At 71.0% G+C, this 22,398-nt stretch carries 18 protein-coding genes and 1 pseudogene; 5 read left to right on the top strand and 14 right to left on the bottom strand.

Annotation, left to right across the window (positions count from 1 at the left end):
* Positions 1-2: 2 nt before the first annotated feature.
* The 10 genes from U8525_RS31515 to U8525_RS31470 form a co-directional block, all read right to left on the bottom strand.
* Entirely contained in the window at positions 3-1,646 is a 1,644-nt protein-coding gene (locus tag U8525_RS31515; RefSeq protein ID WP_374270421.1) for an ABC transporter substrate-binding protein, read from the bottom strand.
* A complete protein-coding gene (locus tag U8525_RS31510) occupies positions 1,643-2,506 on the bottom strand; it encodes a family 16 glycosylhydrolase (RefSeq protein WP_374270420.1) in 864 nt (287 codons plus the stop codon). Before U8525_RS31510 ends, U8525_RS31515 begins: the two co-directional genes overlap by 4 nt.
* Entirely contained in the window at positions 2,503-3,729 is a 1,227-nt protein-coding gene (locus tag U8525_RS31505) for an ROK family protein (RefSeq protein ID WP_374270419.1), read from the bottom strand. The genes U8525_RS31510 and U8525_RS31505 overlap by 4 nt, the downstream gene beginning before the upstream one ends.
* Positions 3,730-3,775: 46 nt before the next feature.
* Positions 3,776-4,585, bottom strand: coding sequence for a hypothetical protein (locus tag U8525_RS31500; protein WP_374270418.1), 810 nt, complete (start codon positions 4,583-4,585; stop codon positions 3,776-3,778).
* A gap of 406 nt (positions 4,586-4,991) precedes the next feature.
* On the bottom strand, positions 4,992-5,357 hold the full coding sequence (locus U8525_RS31495) for a response regulator (protein WP_374270417.1): 366 nt from the start codon (positions 5,355-5,357) through the stop codon (positions 4,992-4,994).
* Between the two features lie 2 nt (positions 5,358-5,359).
* On the bottom strand, positions 5,360-6,928 hold the full coding sequence (locus U8525_RS31490) for an RAD55 family ATPase (RefSeq protein WP_374270416.1): 1,569 nt from the start codon (positions 6,926-6,928) through the stop codon (positions 5,360-5,362).
* 142 nt (positions 6,929-7,070) lie between these two features.
* Positions 7,071-7,850, bottom strand: a complete 780-nt coding sequence (locus U8525_RS31485) for a lysophospholipid acyltransferase family protein (protein ID WP_374270415.1) — start codon at positions 7,848-7,850, stop codon at positions 7,071-7,073.
* Positions 7,851-7,878: 28 nt separating this feature from the next.
* Entirely contained in the window at positions 7,879-8,664 is a 786-nt protein-coding gene (locus U8525_RS31480; protein WP_374270414.1) for an exodeoxyribonuclease III, read from the bottom strand.
* 86 nt (positions 8,665-8,750) lie between these two features.
* Positions 8,751-10,508 (bottom strand): lamin tail domain-containing protein, encoded by a 1,758-nt coding sequence (locus U8525_RS31475; RefSeq protein WP_374270413.1) that lies wholly within the window; start codon positions 10,506-10,508, stop codon positions 8,751-8,753.
* A 174-nt stretch (positions 10,509-10,682) separates the two neighbouring features.
* Positions 10,683-11,624, bottom strand: a complete 942-nt coding sequence (locus U8525_RS31470) for an alpha/beta fold hydrolase (protein ID WP_374270412.1) — start codon at positions 11,622-11,624, stop codon at positions 10,683-10,685.
* Positions 11,625-11,735: 111 nt separating this feature from the next.
* On the opposite strand from U8525_RS31470, the gene U8525_RS31465 reads away from it, so the two are divergent.
* The gene (locus U8525_RS31465) at positions 11,736-12,533 is read left to right on the top strand and encodes a phytanoyl-CoA dioxygenase family protein (protein ID WP_374270411.1); all 798 of its coding nucleotides are present in this window, start codon (positions 11,736-11,738) and stop codon (positions 12,531-12,533) included.
* A gap of 20 nt (positions 12,534-12,553) precedes the next feature.
* Entirely contained in the window at positions 12,554-13,402 is an 849-nt protein-coding gene (locus U8525_RS31460; RefSeq protein ID WP_374270410.1) for a WbqC family protein, read from the top strand.
* On the opposite strand, the gene U8525_RS31455 is transcribed toward U8525_RS31460, so the two are convergent.
* Positions 13,342-15,249, bottom strand: coding sequence for an ATPase (locus tag U8525_RS31455; protein WP_374270409.1), 1,908 nt, complete (start codon positions 15,247-15,249; stop codon positions 13,342-13,344). The two genes, U8525_RS31460 and U8525_RS31455, sit on opposite strands and share 61 nt — an antisense overlap.
* Before the next feature lie 67 nt (positions 15,250-15,316).
* Here U8525_RS31455 and U8525_RS31450 point away from each other — a divergent pair, with 67 nt between their 5' ends.
* Together U8525_RS31450 and U8525_RS31445 are read left to right on the top strand one after the other, a co-directional pair.
* A complete protein-coding gene (locus U8525_RS31450) occupies positions 15,317-16,978 on the top strand; it encodes an acyl-CoA dehydrogenase family protein (RefSeq protein WP_374270408.1) in 1,662 nt (553 codons plus the stop codon).
* A 50-nt stretch (positions 16,979-17,028) separates the two neighbouring features.
* Positions 17,029-17,772 carry a phytanoyl-CoA dioxygenase family protein gene (locus U8525_RS31445; protein ID WP_374270407.1) on the top strand — a complete coding sequence of 248 codons (744 nt, stop codon included), beginning with the start codon at positions 17,029-17,031 and terminating at the stop codon, positions 17,770-17,772.
* A 51-nt stretch (positions 17,773-17,823) separates the two neighbouring features.
* Here the strand turns inward: U8525_RS31445 and U8525_RS31440 are convergent, their stop codons facing one another.
* Complete coding sequence (locus U8525_RS31440) at positions 17,824-18,582, bottom strand: hypothetical protein (RefSeq protein ID WP_374270406.1); 759 nt, start codon at positions 18,580-18,582, stop codon at positions 17,824-17,826.
* A gap of 162 nt (positions 18,583-18,744) precedes the next feature.
* Positions 18,745-21,759 (bottom strand): error-prone DNA polymerase, encoded by a 3,015-nt coding sequence (locus U8525_RS31435; RefSeq protein ID WP_374270405.1) that lies wholly within the window; start codon positions 21,757-21,759, stop codon positions 18,745-18,747.
* 236 nt (positions 21,760-21,995) lie between these two features.
* On the opposite strand from U8525_RS31435, the gene U8525_RS31430 reads away from it, so the two are divergent.
* Complete coding sequence (locus U8525_RS31430) at positions 21,996-22,277, top strand: hypothetical protein (RefSeq protein ID WP_374270404.1); 282 nt, start codon at positions 21,996-21,998, stop codon at positions 22,275-22,277.
* A gap of 14 nt (positions 22,278-22,291) precedes the next feature.
* Here U8525_RS31430 and U8525_RS31425 read toward each other — a convergent pair.
* Positions 22,292-22,398 (bottom strand): annotated as a pseudogene (locus U8525_RS31425) (IS5/IS1182 family transposase); the annotation flags it as partial.

Raw genomic sequence — 22,398 nt, 5'->3', positions numbered from 1 at the left:
GGTCAGCGCTCCCTCGGGGACAGCCGCGTCAGCACCAGCAGGCTGTCGGGCTCCGCGTGCGGCGCGAGCCGCGCGTAGGGGTCCTGCTCGGTGGGGAAGCCCGTGAAGCGCGAGGAGTTGGACTCCCCCCAGGACGGGTTGGGGAACAGCGGAATCGCGGGCGCGACGGCGGAGAAGCGCTGCTGCACCTGGGACATCAGCGCGTGCTGCTCCTCCGGCGTGCCGGCGCGCTCGAAGCGCATGAGCAGCGCATCCGCCTGCGCGTCGCCCACGCGGTGCCAGTTGGCCGCGGCCACCTCGCCCACCGGCCGCACCGTGCGCGGCGACAGGAGCCACTTGTAGAAGTTGTATGGCGTGGGCCCGTCCAGCGACCAGGAGATGGCCAGCTGGAACTCGCCCTTCTGCAGGCGCGTGAACCAGGTGCCGAACTCATACGTCTTGAGCGTCACGCCGACGCCCAGCTTGCGCAGGTCGCGGCCCACCACCTGCCCCGCCCGCACCCAGTCCGACCACCCGCTCACAACCTCCAGGTCCATCGTGAAGGGCTGCCCGTCCTTCAGGCGCCGCATGCCGTCCGCGCCGCGCGTGAGGCCCGCCTCGTCCAGGAGCTTGTTCGCCGCGTCCAGGTCGTAGCGCGTCCACGCGTCCTTCGCGACGTCCGCGTCCTTCCAGCCGGTGTACGCGTCGTTGAGGGCGGTGGCGTCCGCGGGGCGGGTGTAGCCATACATGGCCACCTCCACCAGCCGGTCGCGGTCCAGCGCCATGCTCAGCGCCTTGCGCACGCGCACGTCGTCCAGCGGCGGGCGCGTGGTGTTGGGATAGAGGAAGACGGTGCTGCCGTAGAGCGGGAACCAGCGCGCGTGGTGCGCGGGGTCGCGCGACACGAAGGTGCGGTCCACCGCCGGCACGAAGTTGCCCGCCCAGTCCACCTCCCCCTCCACGAGCGCCATGTTGGCCTGGTCGTTGGTGGGGAACGCGAGGAAGCGCAGCGCGGACACCGCGGGCTTGCCGGGCTGCCAGTAGCGCGGGTTGCGGCCCAGCTCGTAGACCTGGTTGCGGAACAGCGTCACCTGGGTGAAGGGCCCGGTGGCCACCGGCTCCGGGTTGGTGAACGTCACCGGGTCCGCGACGTCCTTCCAGACGTGCTGGGGCACGATGACCTGATGCGCCAGGTCGCTGAAGCCCGGCAGGTACACGCGGGAGAAGGTGAAGGCGACGGTGCCCTTCCCCTCCGCCTTCACGTCCGCGAGGAAGCGCCACACGCCGCCCGCGTCCAGCGCGGGGTGCTGCTTGAGCAGGCCGAAGGTGAAGACGACGTCCGCCGCGGTGAACGGCTCGCCGTCGGACCAGGGGACGCCGTCGCGCAGGGTGAAGCGCAGCGTGCGCTGGTCCTCGGACCACGCGTGGCCGGTGGCGAGCCATGGCACCCACTGCCCCTGCGCGGAGCTGAAGATCTCCATGCACTCGTACACACCGGCCCGGGTGGGCCAGCGCGCACCGGCGCCCGCGAACAGCGGGTTGAAGTTGCGCACCCACGCGCTCTGCTGCTCCACGGAGACGAACAGCACGCCGGGCGGCCGGGGGCGCGGCTCGGACGAGCACGCCACCAGCAGGGCCAGCGGCAGGAGCGCGCGGGCGAACCTCACGGCGCGGCCCTCGCGTAGACGCGCACGTAGTCCACCTTCATCGTCTGCGGGAACACCGTCTTCGAGTCCGGCGGCCCCACGAACGAGCCGCCCACGGCGACGTTCAGGAGGATGAAGTGCGGATGGTCGTAGACCCACTTGCGGCCGGCGGGCAGGTTCTTGGGCGTGACCTCGAAGTAGACGGTGTCGTCCAGGATGAAGCGCAGGCGCTCCGGCTCCCACTCCACCGCGTAGAGGTGGAAGTCCGCGGCGAGCGGCGCGCCGGAGACCGCGTGCTCCCGGCCGATGTTCCCGCCGCCGGAGTAGCCCGGTCCGTGCAGCGAGCTGCGGATCACCGAGGGGATCTGCCCCTTGTGCTCCATGATGTCGATCTCGCCGCAGTCCGGCCAGCCGAGGGAGTCCACGTCCGCGCCCAGCATCCAGAACGCGGGCCAGATGCCGCGGCCCGTGGGGAGCTGGATGCGCGCCTCGACGCGGCCGTAGGCCGTGCTGTAGCGGTCCTTCGTCGACAGGCGCGCGGACGTGTAGTCGTTGTTGCCGTAGCGCTCCTTGCGCGCGGTGATGAGCAGGTGGCCCTCACCGTCCAACGACGCGTTCTCCGCCCGCGCGGTGTTGTACTCGTACTGGCCGTTGCCCCACCCGTCCCCGCCCACCTCCGGGGTCCAGCGCTCGCTGGAGGGCTTTGAGCCCGCCGGCCCGTCGAACTCGTCCTGCCAGACGAGCTCCCACCCCGTGCCCGGCTCCTCGGGGGCGGGCGCCGGTTGATCGTTTTGCTTGTTATCCAGACCTGCTGCCGGATCACACGAAGCCATCCCCAGGCCCGACAGGGCCAGGGCGAGGACGACACGGCGCGGAGTCATGCGGTTCTCCCGACGTTCTGCGTGGGAAAGAGGGAGCGGTCGCGCAGCGCCGCCTGGAGCACGAGGGTGGCCGCGCCCACGGCGATGGCGCGCTCTCCCAGCGTGGACGTGACGATGCGGGTCTCCGCCATGGAGACGGACAGCGCGCGCTGCCGCACGGACGCGCGCAACGGGTCGAGCAGCAGCTCGCCCACGGAGGAGATCTCCCCGCCCAGCACGACGACGGCGGGGTTGAGCAGGTTGAGCAGGCCGCCCACGGCGATGCCCAGGTAGGCGCCCATGCCATCGATGATCTGCTTCGCGGCGGCGTCGCCCGTGCGGGCGCCCTCCACCAGGTCTCGCACGGTGGGGCCCTTGCGGCCGCGGGTGCCCATGAGTTCGCGCGCGCGCTCCGTGAGCGCGGTGGAGCCGATGAGGGTGACGAGGCAGCCCCTCAGGCCGCACACGCAGAGCGGCCCGTTGGAGTCCACCGGGATGTGGCCGATCTCACCGGCCGTTCCGCCGGCGCCGCGGTACACGTCGCCGTGGATGATGTGGCCGGCGCCGATGCCGGTGGCCAGCTTGATGTACGTGAGGTCCTCGCCGTTGGCGCCGGCGCCCCAGAAGCACTCCGACAGCGCGCCGAGGTTCGCGTCATTGTCCACGAACACCGGCATGTCGAAGGTGGTCTCGAACCACTCCTTCACGTCCACGTGCTTCCACGCGGGGAGGATGAGGGGAGACATCTTGCCGGGGGCCGCCGGGTGCACGGGGCTGGGCACGGCCACCCCCATGCCGACGACGGAGCGGCGCGGGACGCGCTCGGCGTCCAGGCACTCCTGGACGAGCTCCCTCGCCTTCTGAAGCGACCCCTCCGGATCGCCGCGCACCGCGTGGCTCGCCTTGCTCTGCGTGCGCACGCGGCCGCGGAGGTCCGTGAGGACGACGGTGACGTGAGAGGCGCCCAGCTCGACGCCCACCAGGCTGAACGCCTCGTCGCAGAAGCCGATGAGGGTGGGGCGGCGGCCCCCGCGGGAGACCCCGGCGCCGATGCTGCGCACCAGGCCCGCCAGCTCCAGGTCCGCGACGATGGCGGAGACGGTCGACGGGCTGAGCTCCGTGCGCCGGGCGATCTCCGCCCGGGAGATCTGACGCTCGCGCCAGATCATGTTCAGCAGCAGGCCGCTGTTCTGCGCCCGCATGCCCGCCGCGTCGACCGTCAACACCGCCGTTCCCGCTTTCATCGTCCGCTCACGTTCCTGGGTTGGCGCACGGGGCGCTCAGAGGAGGCTAATTCCACTGGATGTCGTCGATATAGAAGACGAACGGCTCGTCGTGGCCCCCTGCGGACCAGCCGAAGCCCGCCGCCACGTCGGCGTAGCGGATCTTGCTGATGTCGAGCGTGAACTTGACAGGCGTCGTGGTCAGCACGGCGGAAGGGCTGAGCTTCTTCTCGAAGCCGTCCTGGGAGTCCGGGCCGTAGCCGACGAAGAAGTCGACTGTCTCTCCGCCCTTCTCGCTCCACGCGTAGAAGGTGACGGCCTTCGCGCCGTCCGGCACCAGGAAGCCCGGGGTGCTGCTCTTGCCCCAGTTGCCTTCCGGGTACTGCCAGAAGACGCCCGCCCAGCCCTGGCTCCGCTTGGTGTAGGTGAACTTGTGGCACGTCCCCAGGCCGGAGCCCGGACGGGGCGTGGCACAGACGGGCTCGTCCACCAGGCCCTCCTCCGAGCCGTCCCCCATGTAGCCGCTGGCCGCCCAGGTGCCGTCCACCGCCAGGGGCAGCGACGTCTGGGTGCCGGCGTCCGTGTTCGTGCCCGCGTCGGTCTCGGTGCCAGCGTCGGTGGTGCTGCCGGCGTCCGTGCTCGTGCCCGCGTCGGTGGTGCTGCCGGCGTCCGTGCTCGTGCCCGCGTCGGTGCTGGTGCCAGCGTCGGTGGTGCTGCCGGCGTCCGTGTTCGTGCCCGCGTCCGTCTTGGTGCCGGCGTCATCCTGGGTGTTGGGAGTGGGGTTCTCATCCTCGGGGTCACAGGCGCCCACGAGCCCCGCCGTCGCGAAAACTCCAACAACCGCCAACGTCCACGCGAAACGCTTGTTGCGAAGCATGAATCCCCTCCAGGGTGTCTTGCTGGGATGACTTCGTTCTTACGGCGAAGAAATCGGAAGCTGCTGTAAGCCGCAACCCACATGCCGCGACGCGTCACCCACGCTGGCCTACGCCAGAGGGAACTCCACCGTCTCCCGTCGCCAGGGGCCCCGCCGCCTGGAGCCACACCGCGTCCCCGCCCGCCGCGAACATGCGAGTTCGTTCGATTGGCGAAGAAATACCAGCCCCCTTGACCCATTTGCAAGCGCGTGACCGTGCGCGCAGCGCTGTCAATCTGTTGATGCGGTGCGCCGTGGCGCGAGGGATGGGGAGGAGCGCGGGAGGCACGAGCAGCGGACGCGGACAGACGCCGCCCCGCCCCGGTCCGAGGCGAGCCACGCGTCACGTGCGGTCATGACCGGAAGCTCAGTGCTTCAGCGGCGGGCCCGCGATGCGCTGGACCACGGAGAGCAATTGCTCGATGTCGAAGGGCTTGGGCAGGAAGCCCGCGCACGGCAGGTGCTGCCAGAAGTCCGGCGGGCTGGCGCTCATCATCACCACCGGGATGTCTCTCAGGCCCGCGTCCTTCTGCATGGCCTCCAGCACGCCCGGCCCGTTCAGCACCGGCATCATGTAGTCGAGCAGCACCATCGACGGACGCTCCTGGCGCATCCGCTCCACGGCCTCACGCCCGTTGAGCGCGGTGGCCGTGCGGTAGCCCTCGTCCGACAGGAGGTCCCGGACCGCCTCCACGATGCCGAACTCGTCGTCGACGATGAGGACAGGCCCCATGCTCACATGCCTCGGCGCTTGCGGACGTTGCGGCGCGGCTTCGAGGGGGTCGCCCTGGCGGAGGACTTCGTGCCCGCGCGCGGCTTGCGGCGCGGCTTCGGCACGGGGGTCGGCTCCGGCGTCCGAGTGCGCGCGAGCCCCGTCATCAACATCTGCCCTTCCGCGAAGGGCTCGCCCACCTGGATCCCCTTGCTCGTGATCTCCAGCTCGCGCAGGGCGGGTTCATAGGCGCTGTTGCGCACCTTGAGCGCCGCGATGAAGCGGCGCAACCCCGAGTGCAGCTCCACCATGCGCAGGAACAGGATGTTCTCCGCCACCATGGAGATGCCCTTGAGCGGGAACCGCACCTCCGGCCCGAACGCGGCGGTGGACTCGGCCGTGTAGAGGAGCGTCACGTCGCGCACCCGGCACTCGTTGGTGAGCGCCGCCAGGAAGCGGGCCACCCGCGCGCGGCGCGTGGAGGCGCGGCGGAGCGCCTCATAGCCGTCCAGGAAGATGCGCCGCACCCGGCCGCTGCGCACCAGCGTCAGCAGCTCCGTGCCCAGCTTGTCGAGGATGTTCTCCGTGGGCGGCCGGAAGCTCACCTCCAGGTCGCCGCGCTCCATCAGCGCCTGCAGGTGCAGGCCCACGCCCGCCGCCTGCGCGAGCATCCGCTCCGGCGCGTCATAGAAGGCGAAGTAGTGGCCGCGCTCCCCCTGGCGCGCGCCTTCCGCCAGGAAGCTCAGGCCCAGCAGCGTCTTCCCGCTGCCCGGCGGCCCCAGGAGGATGGTGGTGGAGCCCGCCGGCACGCCGCCCTGGAGCATCCTATCCAGGCCGGTGACGCCAAAGGCGTCCCGCTCGCGCTTCCCCGCCCCCGGCACCAGGTTGCCGTCCACCATCGCCTCCAGGCGGGGATAGACGGTGAGCCCATCACTGGTGATCTCGAAGCCGTGCCGCCCCAGCTTGTGCGCGCTGCCGCGGAACTTGCGCACGCTCAGCTCGCGCAGGGTGCGCACGCCGAAGGTGCGCTGCTGGAGCATCAGCAGGCCGTCCACCATGGTGTGCTCCGCGCGCAGGCCCTTGTCGCCCCCGGTGGTAAGCACCACCGTGGTGCAGCCGATGAGGCCCGTCACGACCTGGAGGCCGTGGATGAACTTCTTGAGCGCCTGCCGCGACGGGGCCAGCTCCTCCGCCGCCAGCAGGCCATCCAGCACGAGCAGCGAGGCCTTGTGCGACTTGATCTCCTTGCGCACCAGCTCCGCGAGCGCGTCCAGCCCGCCCTGCTCCAGGATGGTGAAGGCGCTCAGGTAGCTGATCTTCCCCGGCACGCAGGACGGGTCGAAGAACGACAGCGTCTGCAGGTTGCTCACCAGCTCCGTGTGCGACTCGGCGAGGAGCGTGAGATAGAGGACCTTGTGCCCCTGGGCCGCCTGATGGAAGCAGATCTGGTTGGCCAGGATGGTCTTGCCCGCCCCCGGCAGGCCCAGGACCATGTACATGCGGCCCTTGCGCAGGCCTCCACACAGCACGGTGTCCAGGCCGGGAATGCCCGTGGACACCCGCTGCTCTTCACGTGGTTCGCCCGGCGTCATCACACGTTCCCTTCCTGGGCGCCACGCGCCGAGTCGGCCATATCACCGGACCGCAGGGACTCCTTAGTCCAGACACCCCAGGAGGGATCAACCATCCGGGAAACGTGTGCGACTGGACGACGAAGGCCCGTTCGCCGACTGCTCACCGGGCGGCGTTGCCGTCCGTCGCCGGGACGAGGGGCCCGCTCCCCGTCAGCGGCTTGAGCGACGCGCGCAGGGCTTCAATCTGCGCGCGCGCCTGGCTCTTGAGCGTCTCCAGGTCGTCCAGCGTCATCCCCTTCGTGGAGATGGGGGTGCCCACCGTCACCAGCCCGCGCGACGTGGCGAAGCGCCACGAGTGCTTGGGCAGCGACAGCCGCGTGCCGCTCACCGCCAGGGGCAGCACGTCCGCCTGCATCTCGATGGCGAGCCGGAAGGCGCCATCCTTGAAGGGCAGGAGCTCCTCCGTCTTGGAGCGGGTGCCCTCCGGGAAGATCATCACCGGCATCCCCTTCTGCATCCACTGCTTGCAGCGCGCCATGGCGCCGGTGGCCGAGTCGCGGTCGCCGCGCTCTACCGGGATGTCCCCGGCGATGCCCATCATCCAGCCCACCACGGGCACCCGGAAGAGGCTCTTCTTGCCCAGCCACTTCATCTCCCACGGCAGGTGGGAGATGAGGAACGGATCGGCGTTGGACTCGTGGTTGCTCACCACCACCGTGTTGGGCGCGACGTGCTCCGGCACGTTGCCGTGCACCCCGAAGCGCCAGAAGGGCGTGAGCTTCGCGGCGGTGACGCCCACCAGCCGGAAGCAGCGGCCCACCGCGTAGCGGCGCTTGTCGAACGGGAACGTGACGAGGAGCAGGAAGAGCTGGACGAAGAAGCCCACCAGGGCGACGAGGCCCACCTCGACCCAGGTCCAGATGGAGAGCAGTGCGTTCATGAGGGGTGTCCCTTGAGAATGCGGGGGTTCAGGTGAGGACCTCGGGGTCCAGGTCCACGCTCACCGGGCAATGGTCCGACCCGTGGACGTCCGCGTGCACGGAGGCCTTCTTCACGAAGGCGAGCGCCGCGGGGGTGGCGAGCACGTAGTCGATGCGCCAGCCGATGTTCTTCTCTCGCACGCCGGCGCGCTGGCTCCACCACGAGTAGTGGCCGCCCCCGGCGTTGAAGTGGCGGAAGGTGTCCACCCAGCCGGAGCGGATCCACCGGTCGAACTCCTCGCGCTCCTCCGGGCGGAAGCCGCTCGTCTCGCGGTTCTCACGCGGGCGCGCCAGGTCGATGTCGCGGTGGGCGGTGTTGAAGTCCCCCATCACCAGCACGCGCTGGTTGTCGCGCAGCGGCTTCTCCAGGCGCGCGAAGAGGCGGCGATAGAAGTCCAGCTTGAAGGGGATGCGGGAGAGGTCGCGGTCCTTCCCGTTGCCGTTGGGGAAGTAGCCGTTCACCACGGTCAGCTTGCCGAAGCGGGCGAACTGGAGGCGGCCCTCCGCGTCCATCTCCGGCGCGTCCAGGGTGGTGGTGAGGTCGTCGGGCTCGTGGCGGCTGAACAGGCCCACGCCGCTGTAGCCGGGGCGCTCCGCGGCCACGAAGTGGGTCTTCCAACGGCGGGGGGCGCGCACCTCCGCGGGGAGCTGCTCCACGCGGGCGCGCACCTCCTGGAGCCCCACGATGTCCGCCCGGGCCTTGGACAGCCACGGGAGGAAGCCCTTGCGGTGGATGGAGCGCAGACCGTTGACGTTCCAGGAGACGACTCGCACGCCCCCGCTTATGGCGAAAGCGCGCGGGTATTTCCAGCCCCCACCGCTCCTGGACGGACGGTGGGGGCCGGTCACTGCTCAGTGCGTCACGGCGTCTCCGTGCTGCTCGCCTTGTTCTGCGGGTCGCGCGTGGTGCGGAGGATGAAGTCCGCGCTGTTCACGTCCGTGTCCTGGCTGTTGCCGGCCGTCTTGTCCGCGCCGCTCTCCATGGTCGCGGCGGACGAGCCAGCGTTGGCCTTGCGCTCGAAGCTGCCGGCCTTGGCGGGCGTGCTCTTGATGGCCTCACCCTCCCCGTTGTCGCCCGTGCCCCAGCCCAGCTTGTCCACGACGTTGGGATCCGCGAGCTTGTCCGTGAGGTTGTTGGGGCCAATGCGCACATGACCACCACCGGCGCCCATGGTGATGCCTGTGCCCCACTTCGCGTCGGGCGTCACAGAGCTCTGGTAGGTGTCCCGGGCAATCAGGAAGAAGCCGTGGGCCGCGATGCGGGCGGTCGCCGGAAGCGTGTAACTACCGGTGTAGGAGCCACCAGAGTTCTTCTTGTATTGGACCTTCCAGCCGCCAATGTTCACCTCTTCATTCGTCGGGTTGTAGAGCTCGACGAACTCGTCGTTGTCACCCGTCGAGCCGGAGGCAGGGCCCGCGGCGGCGACCTCGCTGATCACGACGTGGTCAGTCGTCGGAGCGGCGGTGACCTTCGCCTGGGCGGACACGGACTGGCCGTTGAGCGTGGCCACGATGGTGCCCGTCGAGCCAGCCTCACCGGCGGTGAAGACGAACTTCGCGGAGACCTCGTTGGCAGGCACCGTCACGGTGGCCGGCACGGAGCCCACGTTGCCCGTCGTGGACAGCGCCACGGCCGTGTCCGTCGCGGCCGGGATGTCGAGCGTCACGGTGAGGTTGGCCGTCTGACCGGAGGACAGCGACACCGACTCCGGCGACAGGAACGCCAGCGAGGCCGCCTCGGTCGCACCGAGCACGCGCACCATCGCCGTGCGCGAATCCGCCCCCAGCGTGGCCGTCAGCGTCGCCTTGGCGGAGCCCGCCGCGTCGTCCGCCGTCACGATGACCGCCACGGAGCGCGAGCCCGCCGGCACCGTCACCTGGCCGTCGTTCGCCACGACCACCGAGGGGCTGGACGAGGCGACCTGGACCACGACGTCCGTCGTGGCGTTGGCGCTCAGCGTCACCGCCAGCGGCTCCGGAATCGTCTCGCCCGTGGTGCCCGAGCGCGCGAAGACCGCGGCCGGCTCCAGCGCGCTCAGCGTCACCGTGGTGCCCGCGTCCGAGCCAGTCCCCGCATCCGGAGCCGCGCCACCGTCGATGGCGCCGCCGTCCGTACCCGCGTCCGTCTCCGTCCCGGCATCCGTGCCTGCGTCGATGGTGCCGGCGTCCGTCTCCGTGCCCGCATCCACCGTGCCGGCGTCCGTCTCGGTGCCCGCGTCCGTCTCCGTGCCCGCGTCCACCGTGCCCGCGTCCACCGTGCCCGCATCCGTCTCGGTGCCCGCATCCGTCTCGGTGCCCGCGTCCGTCTCGGTGCCCGCATCCACCGTGCCGGCATCCGTATCGGTGCCCGCGTCTGTCTCCGACCCAGCGTCCGTCTCGGTGCCCGCGTCCGTCTCCGTCCCAGCGTCCGTGCCCGCATCGACCGTGGGCGTATTCACCTGACAGCTGTTGGTGCAGCGGTCGTTGTCGACGCGGTTGCCGTCATCACACGCCTCGCCACTCTCGATGATGCCGTTGCCGCAGACAGGGTTCTTGTTGTCGTCATCGCCACCGCACGCCGACAACACCAACAGCACCGCTGACAAGGGGACCAGCAGATGCCGGGAAGACCAGGACATGGAGACTCCGTGTTGAGTACTGACCCTCCTCCAAACCACAAAATTACAAGCTGACGCAAACCCCTCCCGGTGACTTCGGGCTGACGTCTTCGCAACCTCGTGGGTCACCGGTTTCTCAGGACTCGATAGCCCAGGAGGCCCCCCGGAGCGGCCCCGTCTTGGAGTGACGGGGGGTTACGCGACGACGGAAGGCTCCAAACCATGCGCATCCAGGAAGCCCCGCACAGCCTGGGCAATCTCCGCCCCAGCCTCCAGGAGGCCCGCGTGGCCGGCGTCATCCACCTGGAGCCAGTCGGCCTGGGGCAGCGCGCGGTGCAGCCGCTGCACCTCCGACAGGGGCACGAGGACGTCATTGCTCGCGGCGATGATCAGCACGGGCACGCGGATGGAGGGGAGGACGTCCCAGGCGTGGCCCTCCGTGAGGCCCCGCAGGGTGCGCCAGTAGGCCTGCGCGCTCATGTGGTGGAGCGCGTCCAGGAACTCGGCGATGTCCTCGCGCGGAGCCCGGGGCCGCAGCGCGCCCACGGCCCGCGCCAGCGGATCCGCCAGCGGGGTGGCGAGGAAGGCCTTCACCACGGGCGCCGCCACCGGCACCCACGGCGTGCTGGCGGCGAGGACGCCCTTCGCGGCGGACAGCGCGACGCGGTACCCCCAGCGCGGATCCGCCGAGCCCGGCACGCCCGGCGTCCCCGCGATGAGCGTCATGGACGGCACCAGCTCCGGGCGCCGGCGGTACAGCTCCACCAGGATGCGCACGCCCATGGAGAAGGCGATGTGGTGCGGCGGCCGGCCGTCGCCGCGCGCCATGGCGGCCTCGGTGACGCGCTCCAGGTCGTCCACGTGCACCTTCACGCGGTAGTCCCCGTCGCGTGACTCCTCGCTCATACCGTGGCCGCGGTAGTCCCAGTGCACCACGCGGTGGTCCTGCTCCAGGTCGGCGACGATGTGGCGCCAGAAGTTCTCCGACGTGCCGATGCCGTTGGTCAGCAGCACGGTGGAGCGGTCCGAGAGCGCGGCGTCGCGTCCCTCCTCCGGCATGCCCGAGCTATGGGTGTGGACCGCCACCCGGGTGCCATCCGGGGCGGAGACGAGGTGCGTGGCGCGACGGTAGGGCATCCCCGCCCACCATGCGGCCGGGCAGGCGCGCGTGCAAGGCCCGAGGGCTCCCTCCCCCGCCCCTCACAGCCGGACTGGACGCGCCCGGGCCTTGGGGCAATGGTGGCGGCGATGCTCAGCACGGAGGCGGAAGGGTTGGACGTGGCGGCCGCGCTCGCCCACTACGAGGCGCACGGCTTCGCGCGCCTGGGCCGCGTCCTGGACGACGCGGGCGTGGAGGCCCTGCGCGAGCGGGCGGACGACCTGATGCTCGGCCGCGTGGTGCACCCGGGGATGTTCTTCCAGCCGGACGCCACCACCGGCCGCTACGAGGACGCGCCCCTGGGCCTGGGCTGGCAGGGCCCGTCCCTGGAGTACCGCAAGCTGGAGAAGCTGGAGCGGGATCCGCGCTTCCTCGCGTGGCTGGAGAACCCGCTGTTCGAGCGCATCGCCCGCGCGCGCATCCCCGGCGACATCGTCCTGTACCGCGCCATCCTCTTCCACAAGGGCCCCGCGGGCGGCAGCAACCTGCCCTTCCACCAGGACGGCGGAAAGCTGTGGGGCCTCACGCGCGAGCCGGACCTCCAGATCTGGACCGCGCTGGATGACGCCCCCGAAGGCGGCGGCTGTCTGGAGGTCATCCCCGGCAGCCACCGCGCGGGGCTGGTGACGCCGCTGGGCGGCGTGATCCCGCAGGACCGCGTGGAGGCGGCGGACGCGGAGGGCCATGTGGTGCCCCTGCCGGTGCGAGCCGGGGAGGCGCTGCTCGTGCACAACCACGTCTGGCACCGCTCCGGACGCGGCCGGCCCGGACAGCGGCGGCGCGCGTTCTCCGCCTGCTACATGAGCGCGGACACCACCTGCGTGCGCAAGAAGAAGGCCCCGCGCGTGTTCCCTCCGGTGTTCCGCCACCCGGTGCGCGGCGGCTGAAAAGCCCTATCATCCGGGGCGTGTCCGGACACCCTGGAGTCCTCGTCGCCGAGCAGCCCCACTACCTGCCGTGGGTGGACTTCTACGAGCAGGTCGCCCGCGCCGGCACGCTGGTGGTGCTGGACGACGTGCAGTGGCTGCGGCGCGGCTGGCAGCGCCGCACGCGCGTCGCCCTGCCCCCTGGCGTGCCCATGCCACCCCCGTCCGAGCCCGGCTTCCAGTGGCTGTCCATCCCGCTGGAGGATCCGCACCGCGACACGCGCATCCGCGACCTGGCGGTGGACGCGAGCCAGCCCTGGGCGCGCAAGCACCTCCAGACGCTGGTGACGCTGTACGGAGGGCGGCCCTACTTCCGCGCGCAGGTGCTGCCGCTCCTGGAGCCCTTCTACGCCGCCGCCGCGCGCGAGTCCGGGCCGGGGTCGCTCCTGCGCGTGCTCCTGTCCAGCATGGCGCTGTTCCACGCGCCGCTGGGGCTCTCGCCGAACCGGGTGTGCTCCTCCACGCTGGAGCGCCGGGGCGAGGACAAGACGCAGCGGCTGGTGGAGTACTGCCTCCAGACGGGCTCGCACACGTACTACTCGGGGACGGGCTCCACGGTGTACCTGAAGCCGGAGCGCTTCCGCGCGGCGGGCGTGCGCCTGCTGTGGCAGCGCTTCCGCCACCCGGACTACGCGCAGGGGCGCGAGGGGCGCTTCGTGACGGGGCTGTCCATCGTGGACGTGCTGGCCAACGTGCCCGTGGAGACGGTGCGCGAGTGGCTCCAGCCGTCGCCGTGGGGGCCGTTCGCGGGGGACGGCCCCCAGCCGCTTCAGCCGGCGGACGCGGCGGTGGGCGAGGACGTCTGGGGCTTGTCGAAGCGCACGAAGTAGCTGCGCACGGCGGCGTCCAGCAGCGCGGGGTCCAGGCGCGGCGACATGCCCTGGTAGTGCGCCATGTCGATGACCTGATCCAACAGGTCGCGAGGCTGGCACGCGGCGAAGGGCCGGTTCAGCGGGCGGTAGTGCTCGTCGATGAGGTAGTCCACGGCGCGCGCGTCGTAGGGCACGCCGCGCTTCTTGCACATCACCTGGAAGATCTCGTGGAACTGCTCCTCGTCCGGGCGCTGCACCTCCAGCTTGTAGCGGACGCGGCGCAGGAAGGCGTCGTCCACGAGGGCGCTGGGGTCCAGGTTGGTGGAGAAGGCGGCGAACACGTCGAAGGGCACCTGGATCTTCTTGCCGGTGTGCAGCGTGAGGATGTCCACGTCGCTCTCCAGCGGGACGATCCACCGGTTGAGCAGGTCCTTGGGGGACACCTTCTGGCGGCCGAAGTCGTCGATGAGGAGCATCCCGTTGGACGCCTTCATCTGGAACGGCGCCTCGTAGTACTTCACCTCCGGGGTGTAGACGAGGTCGAGCATCTCCAGCGTGAGCTCACCACCCACCACCACCAGCGGCCGGCGGCAGCGCACCCAGCGGCGGTCGTATGAAGGCGAGCCGGGCTCGTCCTCCACCGCGCGGTGGATGTTCGCGTCGAACATCTTCACCACGAAGTCGTCGATGAGCACCGCGTGCGGGACGAAGATGTCCCCGTCGTAGCAGTTGACCATGCCCTGGCAGATGGCCGTCTTGCCGTTGCCCGGGGGGCCGTAGAAGAAGATGGCGCGGCCGGAGTTCATCGCCGGGCCGATGCCGTCGAAGATGTAGTCGCGGATGATCAGGTCGCCGAACTTGTCCTGCATGCGCTGGCGCGTGATGCGGTTGCCGCGCACGGTCTGCTGCTTCACGGCCGCGACCCACTCGTTGAACGGCACGGGGGCCGGGCCGTTGTAGCGGTTGCGGTCCAGGATCTGCCGCAGCACGTCCGTCACGAAGGTCGTGAGCTGGTAGATCATCGTGGAGCGGCCCACGCCGGACGCGCCGCCGCCACGGATGTCGATGTACTTCTGCCGGCGCAGGCCCTCGATGACCTCGTCCACCAGCGCGGTGGGCAGTTGCAGGCGCGTGGCCACGTCCATGCCGCGCATCTCGCCCGCGAAGAAGATGGCCTTGAGGACCAGCTCCTCCACGAACGTGGTGTTGAGGCCGGCCTCGTGGAGCGACTTCGGCTGCGCGGGCCAGAAGCGGTTCGTCACCGGCGCGTCCGACGCCTCACCGCGCCGGAAGCCGCGCCGCTCCGGGCCCACGTAGCCCTGCGGTGCCGCGCCGGCGCCACGCCGCTCCGCGCCACCCGGGCTCGGGGCCGGACCCCGGCGCTCCACGTCCGAACCGCGACGCTCCACGCCGGGGGCCCCGCGACGCTCGGGCTCCTGTGAGGAGGAGAAGGATGCTCCGCCCCGCCGGTCGCCCTCCGGGGCCGGCGGAGGAGAACCGGAGGGCGCGGTGCGCCGCTCCGTCTGCACGTCCAGCATCTCCTCGTTGAAGGGCGGCGGCGCGCCCGGCGGGGCCACGCCCGCGGCCTGCGCGGGCGGCACGCGGGGGCGCGGCATCGGGTCGAAGATGACGGAGGGCAGCGGCGCGGGCTGCGCCTGCCTGGAGCGGGTGGGCTCCGGGGGCTGCGGGCCTCCCAGGGGCACGCCGGCCGGAGGTGGCACGCGGGGACGGGGCGGCGCGGACAGGACGGAAGGCGCCGGCGCGGCGGGCGTCTCCAGGGGGGTGATGCTGCGATTCGGGTCCTGCTCGGCGTCGAGGGAAGACGGACCTGGGCCAGGAGGGGGCCTGCGGGAGAAGTCGGTCATCAGGGCTCCGGCGGGAGGAGGCGGCCACTGTATCCCACCGTCGTGTCGGCGGTGTTAACTTCGGTCCATGAGCTTCTTCCAGGCGCCCCCCGTTCTTGGCAACCAGTACGACGACGACGCGTTCCTGCAGGGCTACCTCGCCCGCACCCTGCCGGAGGACCTGTTCCGCTCGCTCCAGGATGATTTCCGCGAGCTGGGTGAGCTGGGGGGCAGGTACTTCTACGACTTCCAGCAGCGCGACCGGCTGAACGAGCCCGTGCTCACGCAGTGGAGCCCGTGGGGCCAGCGCATCGACCACATCGAGGTGACGCCCCTCTGGAAGGAGGCGGAGGCGCTGACGGCGAGGAAGGGCCTGGTCGCGGTGGCCTACGAGCAGAAGAGCGGCGCGCTCAGCCGCGTGCACCAGTTCGCGCTGAACTACCTGGTGCAGCCGTCGCTGGACGTCTACTCGTGTCCGCTGGCGATGACGGACGGGGCGGCGCGATCGCTCCTGTCGCTGGGAAACCAGGCCCTCATCGACCACGCCCTGCCCCACCTGACGTCGCGGGATCCGGCGACGTTCTGGACGTCGGGCCAGTGGATGACGGAGCGCACGGGCGGCTCGGACGTGGGGCTGACGCTGACGGAGGCGCGGCAGTCCCCCGAGGGCTGGCGGCTGTACGGCACGAAGTGGTTCACGTCCGCGACGACGGCGCAGATGGCGCTGACGCTGGCGCGGCCCACGGGCAACGGCCCCGGCGGCAAGGGGCTGGCGCTCTTCTTCGTGGAGACGCGGGACGCGCAGGGCAGGCTCAACGGCATCCAGATCAACCGGCTGAAGGACAAGCTCGGGACGCGCAAGGTGCCCACGGCGGAGCTGACGCTGGACGGGACGCTGGCGGTGCCGGTGGCGGGCCTGACGGACGGCATCCGCAACATGGCGATGATGCTGAACGTGACGCGCACCTGGAACGCGATGGGCGCGACGTGGAGCATGCGCCGCGCGCTGGCGCTGGCGCACGACTACGCGAAGCGCCGGGTGCAGTTCGGCGCGCCGCTGTCGGAGAAGCCGCTGCACCTGGACACGCTGGCGGGGCTGGAGGCGGAGTTCCAGGCGGGCTTCCTGCTGGCGTTCCGCGCGGTGGAGCTGCTGGGCAAGCTGGAGACGCGCACGGCGACGGAGCAGGAGCTGCTGTTGCAGCGGCTGGTGACGCCGCTGGCGAAGCTGACGACGGGCCGGCAGGTGGTGCACATCACGTCAGAGGTGTCCGAGTCCTTCGGCGGCGCGGGCTACGTGGAGGACACGGGCCTGCCTCGCATCCAGGCGGACGCGCAGGTGTTGTCCATCTGGGAGGGCACGACGAACGTGCTGTCGTTGGACGCGCTGCGCGCGCTGGCGAAGGAAGGCACGCTGGAGGCGTTCTTCCACGAGGTGGAGGGCCGGCTGTCGAAGGTGACGGACGCGGGCCTGCGGCCGTGCGTGAAGACGGCGCACGACGCGCTGGAGCACGCGCGGGCCTGGGTGTCCAGCGCGATGGCGAACCCCACCACGATGGAGGCCGGGGCGCGGCGCTTCTCGATGACGCTGGGGCGCACGCTGGAGCTGGCGCTGCTCAGCGAGCACGCGCAGTGGTGCCTGGAGCACGGACACGGGCCGCGCACCCGGGCGGCGGCGCGGCGGTTCCGGCAGAACGGCGTGGACCTCATCCAGGATGAAATCGACCTGGATGATTCGCGGCTCCTGGGCTGAGCCTCGCGACAGGTGCATGTGGACGGCGCGCCCGTTAAGAAGCGGGCGCCATGTCCGTCCTGAGTCCCATGCAGTGCCAGCGCTTCGCCGCCGATGGGTATCTCGTCCTGCCGTCCTTCGTGGACGGCGGGACGTGCGAGCGGCTACGGGCCGTCATCCTGGAGCAGCTGGCCTCCGGTGACGGGCCGGTGGAGTACGAGGCCGACGTGGCCTATCCGGGCTCGCCAGCCAACCTCGACGCGGAAGGTGGGCGGACGGTGCGGCGCCTGCTGCGGGCCCATGGGCGCTCGCCCCTGTTCGCGGCGTGGTTCGACGACGCGCGGGTGCTGGAGGCGCTGGGGCAGCTGCTGGACGGGCCGGTGGTGCAGGCGCGGGCGCACCACAACTGCGTGATGACGAAGCAGCCGCGCTTCTCATCGGACACGGGGTGGCACCAGGACGTGCGCTACTGGGCCTTCGAGCGGCCAGAGCTGCTCTCCACGTGGTTGGCGCTGGGCACGGAGGCGCCAGAGAACGGCGGCCTGAAGGTGCTGCCCGGCACGCACCGGATGCAGTTCACGCCGGAGCGCTACGACGCGAAGCTGTTCCTCCGGCCGGACCTGCCGGAGAACGCGGCGCTCATCGCGAGCGCCCGGTACGTGCGGCTGTCCCCCGGGGACGTGCTGCTCTTCCACGCGCGGCTGTTCCACGCGGCGAGCCGGAACCACACGGCGGACACGAAGTACTCCGTGGTCGCCACGTACCGGCGGACGGACAACCTGCCCGTTCCCGGCTCACGGTCCGCGAGGGATTGATGAGGGTTCAGGAGGGCATGCGAGGCATTGCCCTCCTCGAACGCCTGACGCTCAGGCCTTGGCGGCCTGCGAGAGGGCATCTTCCACGTAGCGGATGCCCTTGGCGGTGATGGCCTTGCCCTTCTTGGTGTCCTGGGCGTAGCCGGCATGCAGGCGCAGGGCCTTGGCCGCGTTCGGCGCGGCGTAGGTCACGCCCAGCCCGCTCCAGAAGCGCGACGTCGTTCCGGACGTCACCTCCACGTCCAGCGCCTTCGCCAGGTACAGCGGGATCAGCGACCGCAGGAGCTGGTCCTTCTCCTTGCCGGCGGAGACCAGGTCCTTCTGGCGCGCGTGGCTCCGCAGCGCGGCCTCCAGCACCGACACCGCGTCCTCGCCCAGGGTCCCGGACGCGGCCGACTTCTTCGCGGCCGGCGCCTTCTTCGCCGCGCTCTTCTTGCGCGCGGCCGGCGCCTTCTTCGCGGCCGAGGCCTTCTTCGCCGCGCCCTTCTTGGCCGCGGCCTTCTTCGCCTTCGGCGCCGTCTTGCGGCGGGCCGCCGGCGCCAGCTCCATGCGGCCCTCGAAGGGCACTTCCACCACCGTCGCGTCCACCTGACGCTCCGGCATCGCGTTGCGCAGGGACTCGATCACCTCGCGCACGGACGCGCGCGGAGGCTCGGAGTGCACCGGGCGGGAGACACGGGTCGGCGCGGGCTCGCTCGCGGGCGGCCTGCCCTGCGCGTAGTACCGCACCCAATCGCTTGCCTCCTCCACCACTTCCGACAGGCCCACGCGATCGAGCAGCGACCCCAACCACCGAAGACTGTTGCGCACTTGGAGAACCCTCCCGTTCTGATCCACGCTACTACACTCCAGACGGAAGCAACCTATATCGCTAGCAATACGGGTTGTTCCATGCCCCCGTGGGCCCTCCCGCTCCATTCCTCACGGATCACGGGAACAGACGTGCAGATGTAGCGCGGGGCCCCCCGCGCTTCACTGCCGCACGGGCACCAGGCCGCGCGTCTTCACGTTCGTCACCGTCCCCGAGCGCTCCAGCAGCCCCTCCCCCACCAGGAACAACGCGCCGTGGATCTCCCGTCGGCACCGCGCGTACACGTCCGGGGGCACCACCAGGTTGGCGATCCCCGTCTCGTCCTCCAGCGAGATGAAGCAGATCCCCTTCGCCGTCGGCGGCATCTGCCGGCAGATCATCATCCCCCCCACCTTCACCCGCCGCCCCGCCGAGACCCGCTTCAACCCCTCCGCCGTCACCGCCCCCATCCGCTTCAACGTGGGCCGCAGGAGCTCCAGGGGGTGCTTCTCCAGCGACAACCCCACCGTGTCGTAGTCCGCCACCACGCGCTCCTGCTCGCCCATGGGCGGCAGCTCCACCGCCGTGCCGTCCATGGGCATCCCGAAGAACAGGTCGTCTACGTCCAGCGGCCCCAGCGCCTGGAGCTCCCACAGCGCCTGCCGCCGCGCCCCGCACAGCGACGCCAGCGCCCCCGACAGCGCCAGCCGCGTCAGCTCATGCCGGGGGATGCGCGCCCGCCGCGCCAAGTCTCCCACGCTCGTGTAGTCCCCGCGCCGGGCGTCCTCCACCGCCCGCCCCGAGGACTCGCCCAGCCCCCGCACCATCCTCAACCCCAGCCGCACCGCCCCGTCCTCCAGCGTGCAATCCCAGTTCGAGCGGCGCACGTCCACCGGCCGTACCTCCACACTGTGCCGCTGCGCGTCCGCCACCAGCGTGTGCGGCGCGTAGAACCCCATGGGCTGGGAGTTGAGCAGCGCCGCGGTGAAGGCCGCCGGGTAGTGGCACTTCAGCCAGCTGGACACATAGGCAATCAACGCGAAGCTCGCGGAGTGGCTCTCCGGGAACCCGTAGTGCGCGAACCCGCGGAAGTGCTCGAACCACGCCTCCGCCTGCTGTCGCGGATAGCCGCGCGCCTCGCAGCCCTCCACGAAGCGGCCCCGGTACGGGAGGATGCGCGCCTCCGCCTGCTTGTGGCTCAGCGCCCGTCGCAGGCCGTCCGCCTCCCCCGCGCTGAAGCCCGCCGCCACCATCGCGAGCCGCATCGCCTGCTCCTGGAAGAGCGGCACGCCCAGCGTCTTCTGGAGGATGCCGCGCACCGCCTCGCTCGCGTACGTCACCGGCTCCTGGCCGTGCCGCCTCCGCAGGTACGGGTGCACCATCCCGCCCACGATCGGCCCCGGCCGGATGAGGGCGATCTGCACCACCAGGTCGTAGAACTCCCGGGGCCTCAGCCGGGGCAGCATGTTCATCTGCGCGCGGCTCTCGATCTGGAACACGCCCACCGCGTCCGCCTCGCACAGCATGTCGTAGACCTTCGGGTCCTCCGGCGGCACCGTGGCCAAGGACAGCTCGCGGCCGCAGTGCTCGCGGATCAGGGCGAAGCAGCGCGACAGCGCCGTCAACATGCCCAGCCCCAGCAGATCCACCTTCAAGAGGCCCACCGCGTTGAGGTCGTCCTTCTCCCACTGGATGACCGTGCGCCCCGGCATCGCCGCGTTCTCCACCGGCACCAGGTCTACCAGCGGCTCGCGCGTCATCACGAAGCCGCCCACGTGGATGGACAGGTGCCGGGGCACGCCCTCCAGCTCCTTCGCCACCGACAGCGTCCGCAGCACCCGCCCGTCCGTCGGGGACAGCCCCGCCTCCTGGAGCACCTCCGGCGTCACCTGGAAGCCATGCGACGACGCGACCCGCGACAGCCGGTCCACCTGATCCAACGACAGCCCCAGCGCCTTGCCCGCCTCGCGCAGCGCGAGCCGCCCCCGATAGCAGATCACCTCGCACACCATGCCCGCGTGGCGGCGGCCGTGCTTCTCGTAGACGTACTGGAGCACCTCCTCGCGCCGCTCATGCTCGAAGTCCACGTCGATGTCCGGCGGCTCCTTGCGCTCCATGCTGAGGAAGCGCTCGAACAAGAGCCCCATCCGCACCGGATCAATGGCCGTGATGCCCAGCGCGTAGCAGACCGCCGAGTTCGCAGCGCTGCCCCGCCCCTGACACAGGATGCCCCGCCCCCTCGCGAACATCACGATGTCCCACAGCGACAGGAAGTACCCCGCGAAGCCCAGCGCCTCGATGAGCCGCAGCTCGTGGTCGATCTGCTTCGCCACCTCCGGTGGCACGCCCCCCGGATAGCGCGTGCGCAGGCCTGCCTCCGTGATCCCCCGCAGGTGCCCGTCCGCCGTGCGGCCTGCGGGCAGGTCCTCCTCCGGGAAGCGGTGGCGCAGCGCGTCCAGGGACGCCTCGCAGCGCGACGCCAGCTCCACCGTGCGCGCCAACGCCTCCGGCCGGTCCGCGAACAGGCGCGCCATGTCCCCGGGGGACTTCAGCGTCCGCTCCGCGTTCGGGAACAGCCGCGTGCCGGACTGCTCCACCGTCACCCCATGGAGGATGGCCGTGAGCACGTCCTGAAGGGGCTGCCGGTCGCGGTGGTGCATGTGCACGTCGTTGTGCACCACCAGGGGCACGCCCAGCGCGCGGGCCAGGGCGTCCGCTCGCGCCTCCCGGGCCGCGTCCCCCGCCGACAGCGAGCGGCTCAGGCCCACGTGGAAGCCTCCGGGAAACGCCTCGGCCAGCGGCGCCACCGCCTCCAGCGCCGCGGGGGCCGGCAGCAGCGCGAGCAGCCCCGCCGCGTGCTCCGCCACCTTGCGCAAGGGCAGGCCCGCCTCGCCCTTGGGGTGCGTCATCCGGCTGCGCGACACCAGCCGGCACAGGTTCGAGTACCCGGCCGCGTCCCTCGCGTACACCACCACCGGCGGGCCGTCCTCCAGCGTCAGCTCCGCGCCCAGCAGCAGCTTCACGCCGTGCGCCTTCGCCGCCAGGTGCGCCTTCACCACGCCGTAGAGCCCGTCCCGATCCGTCAGCGCCAGCGCGGACAGCCCCAGCCGGGCCGCGGTGGCAACCAGCTCCTCCGGATGGGAGGCGCCGCGCAGGAAGGAGAAGTGGGACCGGCACACCAGCTCGGCGTAGCTCACGCCGACCCAGGATACTGATCAGGCATTCAGGCGATAGATTGGATCTCCGCTCCGTGAGAGGGCGACGCCGCGGGTTGTTCCAGACGCGCAGGCCGAAGACAAACGTCCGCCAACGCGCACTTCCGCCGACCCCGTGTTTGAGTTGTCATTGATTCCGGCGAACATCCGCGCTGGCTGTCCCCCATGCAATGACAGCCTTCAGCCGCAGTGGTGCCACTCGCTCCCCGAGGTGACTCATGAAGCTGCTCTCCCGTTCCCTCCTGTTGGCCCCCGTCCTCCTCCTCGCGCCGCTGACCGCCAGCGCGCTGCCTCCGGACTGTGCCATCCAGTGCAGGCCCACCCGGCCCTGTTCCCTGCTTTGCACCGACGGCAGCTCGGTCATCACCTGCGGCGAATACGGCTCCTGCGGTGGCGCGCTCCAGGCCGCGCCGGCCTCCGAGCCGCATGCCTCCGTGCAGCCCGCGCGGACCGACGATGAAGCGGCGGCCGTCTGCCGCGAGCCCGAGGCCCGAGGCTAGGGCGTGTCCGCAAATCAGAGCCAGAGGCGGATGGAGGCGATTTGGACCATCGCGAGGTAGTTGGCGGCGCGCTTCTCGTAGCGCGTCGCCACCCGCCGGTTCTGCTTCAAGCGATTGAAGA

This window comes from Corallococcus sp. RDP092CA (genome assembly GCF_041903675.1).
Lineage (GTDB): Bacteria > Myxococcota > Myxococcia > Myxococcales > Myxococcaceae > Corallococcus.
Note: the sequence above shows the minus strand (reverse complement) of the source record. Positions and strands in the feature narration are given on the sequence as shown.